Source organism: Butyricicoccus sp. (assembly GCF_050872565.1).
GTDB lineage: Bacteria > Bacillota > Clostridia > Oscillospirales > Butyricicoccaceae > Butyricicoccus_A.
Map to the genome: position 1 here is coordinate 1 of NZ_JBNMHC010000177.1, position 4,622 is coordinate 4,622.

General features: G+C 51.9%; 5 protein-coding genes and 1 pseudogene. All 6 read left to right on the forward strand.

The window, feature by feature from the left end; translation table 11 throughout:
• Positions 1–76: 76 nt before the first annotated feature.
• On the forward strand, positions 77–1,312 hold the full coding sequence (fabF, locus tag ACR0P9_RS07970; protein ID WP_432619002.1) for a beta-ketoacyl-ACP synthase II: 1,236 nt from the start codon (positions 77–79) through the stop codon (positions 1,310–1,312).
• Between the two features lie 10 nt (positions 1,313–1,322).
• A complete protein-coding gene (gene accB, locus ACR0P9_RS07975) occupies positions 1,323–1,766 on the forward strand; it encodes an acetyl-CoA carboxylase biotin carboxyl carrier protein (RefSeq protein ID WP_432619004.1) in 444 nt (147 codons plus the stop codon).
• A 10-nt stretch (positions 1,767–1,776) separates the two neighbouring features.
• Positions 1,777–2,208, forward strand: coding sequence for a 3-hydroxyacyl-ACP dehydratase FabZ (fabZ, locus tag ACR0P9_RS07980; RefSeq protein WP_432619006.1), 432 nt, complete (start codon positions 1,777–1,779; stop codon positions 2,206–2,208).
• Between the two features lie 2 nt (positions 2,209–2,210).
• The gene (locus tag ACR0P9_RS07985; protein ID WP_432619008.1) at positions 2,211–3,563 is read left to right on the forward strand and encodes an acetyl-CoA carboxylase biotin carboxylase subunit; all 1,353 of its coding nucleotides are present in this window, start codon (positions 2,211–2,213) and stop codon (positions 3,561–3,563) included.
• Positions 3,564–3,584: 21 nt separating this feature from the next.
• Entirely contained in the window at positions 3,585–4,493 is a 909-nt protein-coding gene (gene accD, locus ACR0P9_RS07990) for an acetyl-CoA carboxylase, carboxyltransferase subunit beta (protein WP_432619010.1), read from the forward strand.
• A pseudogene (locus tag ACR0P9_RS07995) lies at positions 4,459–4,622 on the forward strand (acetyl-CoA carboxylase carboxyl transferase subunit alpha); the annotation flags it as partial. The gene accD and the pseudogene ACR0P9_RS07995, both read left to right, overlap by 35 nt.

Below are 4,622 nucleotides of genomic sequence, written 5' to 3' on the forward strand. Positions count from 1 at the left end.
ATATCACCGGACAGGTTCTGTCCGTAGACGGCTGTACAGCACTGTGAGTGTTGGCGGTAAAACAAGGAGGAAGAAGATGGAACGTGTTGTTATTACCGGCATGGGTGCTGTAACACCGATTGGAAACACGGTTAAGGAATACTGGGAAGGCTTACAGGCGGGAAAGAACGGCGTGGCACCAATTACACGATTTGATGCTTCGGGCTACAAGGCAAGTGTCGCAGCGGAAGTCAAGAACTTTGATCCGTCCGCTGTCATCGAAAAGAGAGACGCACGCCATATGGATTTGTACTGCCAGTTTGCTATGGTAGCCGCAGAGGAAGCGATGAAGCAGTCTGGCTTGACAGAAGGAAACTTTGATCCATTTCGCGCCGGTACATTGATGGCTTCCGGTATCGGCGGCATTATGACACTGGGGCAGGAACAGGTAAAGATGATGGACCGCGGTCCAAACCGTGTCTCTCCGTTCTGCATTCCGATGATTATCGGAAACATGGCAACGGCACACGTTTCCATGCGCTTTGGCTTGAAGGGCTCCAGCTTTTCGCCAGTCAGCGCGTGTGCATCCGGTACCCACGCCGTCGGCGAGGGTATGCGCGCCATTCGTCATGGCTATCTGGATGTTGCCGTTGTCGGCGGCGCAGAGGCTGCTATTGCTCCGATTGCTGTTGCTGGTTTCTCCAATATGCACGCATTGAGCAGCACAGAGGATCCGGAACAGGCTTGCTGCCCGTTTGATGCGCGCAGAAATGGTTTCATTATGGGTGAGGGTGCAGGCGTTCTGGTTTTGGAGAGCCTGTCTCATGCCAAGGCGCGCGGCGCAAAGATTTTGGCAGAGGTTGCCGGTTACGGCACGACCAGTGATGCGTATCATATCACCAGCCCAGATCCGACCGGTGAAGGCCCGAAACGTGCGATGCAGATGGCCATTGCAGACGGCGGTTTAACTCCGGCTGATGTCGATTACATCAATGCGCATGGCACGTCTACACCGGTCAATGATGCTTGCGAGACCAACGCAATTAAGCTGGCATTTGGCGAACAGGCAAAGACTGTTGCGATTTCTTCCACCAAGTCCATGACGGGTCATCTGCTCGGTGCAGCCGGTGCGATTGAAGCCATTGCCTGCGCATTGGCCGTACAGGACGATAAAATTCCGCCGACGATTCACTACGAGCAGCCGGATGAGGCGTGTGACTTGAACTATGTGCCAAATCACATGGTGGAAAAAGAGGTTCGCGCAGCGATTTCCAACTCTTTAGGATTTGGCGGACATAATGCGACAATTTTGATTAAAAAATATACGGATTGAGAGGCTGTAAATGGATAAAGCTTTACAGGAATTCACGTTTGAATTGATGCGCCATGCGGCAGAGCAGGGCTTATCGAAGGTCACCGTGACCGAGGGAAACTTCTCGATTACAGTAGAAAATACACCGGCTGAAGTTGCTGCTGCGGCACCAGTCGCACCTGCACCGGCAGCACAGGCTCCGGCACAGGAAGAGGCGGCACAGCCGGAGGAAACCTATTCCGGAACCGTTGTTTCTGCACCGCTGGTCGGCACCTTTTATGCGGCCAATGCACCGGAGGAACCGCCAATTGTTTCTGTCGGCGATACGGTAACCAAGGGACAGACCTTGTGTATTATTGAGGCGATGAAGACAATGAATACCATTGAGAGCCCATGTGACGGCAAGGTGCAGAAAATTTTGGTAGCAAATGGCGACTTGGTAGAATATCATCAGCCGCTGATTGTCATTGAGTGAGGAACATTTCATGAAGCTGAATATTGAACAGATCAAGGAAATTATCCCGCACAGAGATCCTATGTTGATGGTCGATTCCATTGAGGAAATGGACATGGAAGCGGGAACCGTGACCGGTATCAAGCATGTGACCGGTGACGAACTGTTTTTCAAGGGACATTTTCCGGGCAATCCGGTAATGCCGGGCGTCTTTATCATTGAAGCTCTGGCACAGACCGGCGCAACGGCGATTCTTTCTCGTGAAGAGTTTCGCGGAAAGACCGGTTACTTTGCCTCTTGGGACAAGATTAAGTTCCGCCGCAAGGTATTGCCGGGCGACACCCTGACGCTGCATGTCAAGGTAATCAAGGAGCGCGGCAAGATCATCGTAGCAGAAGGTGTTGCGATGGTCGGCGAAGAAAAAGCGGCACAGGGCATCTTTACCTGTGCCATCGGAGATTGAGTATGTTTACAAAGGTATTGGTTGCCAATCGCGGCGAAATTGCGGTGCGCGTCATTCGTGCCTGCCGAGATCTTGGCATTATCAGTGTTGCGGTCTATTCCGAGGCGGACAAAGAATCACTTCATGCGCAGATTGCCGATGAAGCGTATTGTATTGGTCCCGCACAGCCGCAGGAAAGCTATCTCAATATCAACAATATTATCGAAGCCGCTTTAGGCTGCGGAGCGCAGGCCATTCATCCGGGATACGGCTTTTTGTCGGAGAATCCGGAATTTGCTCACGCCTGTGCACAGAATGGCTTGGCGTTTATCGGCCCGTCTGAGCGGGCGATGCGGCTGCTCGGTGACAAAGTACAGGCACGTGCGCTGGCGAAAGAAGCTGGCGTGCCGCTGGCAGAAGGCTCTGACGGCGTCGTTTGTTCGTTGGAAGAGGCGAGCGAGTGGGCACAGAAAATCGGTTATCCGGTTATGCTCAAGGCATCAGCTGGCGGCGGCGGTAAGGGCATTCGTGTGGCAGAACGTCCGGAACAGCTGGAAGAAGCGTATCAGTCGGCATCTGGTGAAGCCATTGCCAATTTTGGCGATGGCAGATTATATATCGAAAAATATATTGCGCAGCCGCGCCATATCGAAGTACAGATTTTAGCAGATCAGGCTGGAAATACAGTGCATTTGTATGACAGAGAGTGCTCGATTCAGCGTCGACATCAGAAACTCATTGAAGAAGCACCATCTGCGTTTTTATCTGATGGACAGCGGCAAAAGATGTGTCAGTGTGCTGTTGCACTTGCCAAGCGTGCGGGATATACCAGCGCGGGCACAGTCGAATTTTTGGTAGATGACCAGCAGAATTTCTATTTCTGCGAGATGAATACACGAATTCAGGTAGAACACGGTATTTCGGAAGAAATTACCGGCTTGGATTTGGTTGCATGGCAGCTGCGCATTGCAGCGGGTGAATCGCTGGATTTTGAACAGCGTGATGTTCCGATGCTGGGACATGCAATTGAATGCCGAATCAATGCGGAGGATGCAGAATTCCGCCCGCGTCCGGGTACGATTGCATCCATGCATTTAGCTGGCGGCATTGGCGTGCGCGTCGATACGGCGATTTATCAAGGCTATCACATTCCGCCGTTCTATGACAGCATGATTTGCAAGCTCATGACGTTTGGCAGAGACCGCAAACAGGCATCTGCCCGCATGAAGCGTGCGCTGTCTGAGATGCTGTTTGAAGGTATTGTGACGAATACAGACCGTCAGTTGTCTGTACTGCTGTCCGATGCCTTTGAACGCGCTGATTTCAACACCAATTCGATGGAAGACGGCGTATTTGATGTATCCAATGAAGCGTAATGCAGACTGGGAGGGAATCATATGCTGATTGATTTGTTTCACAAGACGAGAGAAAGCTCTGAGCGAATCAAACATATCAAACCAAAGAAGGAAACCGGCCATTTCTGCAAGGTGTGCGGCGCACCGTTGGATTCTGTGAAGTATGGCAAGAATCTGTACGTTTGCCCGCACTGCGGTGCACATGCTCGTTTGCTGGCATCGACACGCATTCGTCAGATTGCAGATAAACATTCTTTCTCGGAGTTATTTGGCGAATTGCAAACGCTTGACCCGCTGAAATTTGAGGGATATGCGGAAAAAATTGCCACACTCAAAGAAAAGACCGGCATGGAAGATGCCGTCGTTACCGGCACTTGCCTGATTGGCGGCATCAAGACCTGTATCGGCGTGATGGACAGCCATTTTATGATGGCGTCTATGGGCAGCGTCGTCGGCGAGAAACTGACGCGGCTGTTTGAATACGGCGCAGCGCATCAATTGCCGGTGATTTTATTCACCTGTTCCGGCGGCGCGCGAATGCAGGAAGGCATGTTCTCTCTGCTCCAGATGGCAAAGGTGAGCGGTGCGGCAGCCAAGCTGGCGGAAGCTGGTCAGCTGTATATCACCGTGCTCACTGACCCGACAACCGGCGGCGTCACAGCGAGCTTTGCGATGCTGGGCGATATTATCTTGGCAGAGCCAAAGGCAACCGTTGGATTCGCCGGACGACGTGTCATTGAGGGAACGATTGGCGAAAAACTGCCGTCTACCTTCCAATCTGCAGAATTTACGCTGGAGCATGGCTTCTGTGATGCCATTGTTCCGCGCGGTGAACTCAAGCAGACGTTGACATCCTTATTGTCTCTGCACGGCTATCCGGTAAGCAAAGGAGGTTTGAAGAATGAATCAAAAAACAATGGCTCGTCAGTTGGCCGTCATTCACGACATTGAACGACCAAACATTGATGATATTGTAAAAGAAATCTTCACCGACTTCATGGAACTGCATGGAGACCGCCTGTATGGCGAAGATCATGCTATGTGTGCCGGTATCGCACGGCTGAACGGTACGCCGGTCAC

Excerpts from the sequence above, each read along its gene's own strand:
- accD (WP_432619010.1), top strand. The coding sequence starts at position 3,585 with ATGCTGATTGATTTGTTTCACAAGACGAGAGAAAGCTCTGAGCGAATC.
- ACR0P9_RS07985 (WP_432619008.1), top strand. The coding sequence starts at position 2,211 with ATGTTTACAAAGGTATTGGTTGCCAATCGCGGCGAAATTGCGGTGCGC.
- fabZ (WP_432619006.1), top strand. The coding sequence starts at position 1,777 with ATGAAGCTGAATATTGAACAGATCAAGGAAATTATCCCGCACAGAGAT.
- accB (WP_432619004.1), top strand. The coding sequence starts at position 1,323 with ATGGATAAAGCTTTACAGGAATTCACGTTTGAATTGATGCGCCATGCG.
- fabF (WP_432619002.1), top strand. The coding sequence starts at position 77 with ATGGAACGTGTTGTTATTACCGGCATGGGTGCTGTAACACCGATTGGA.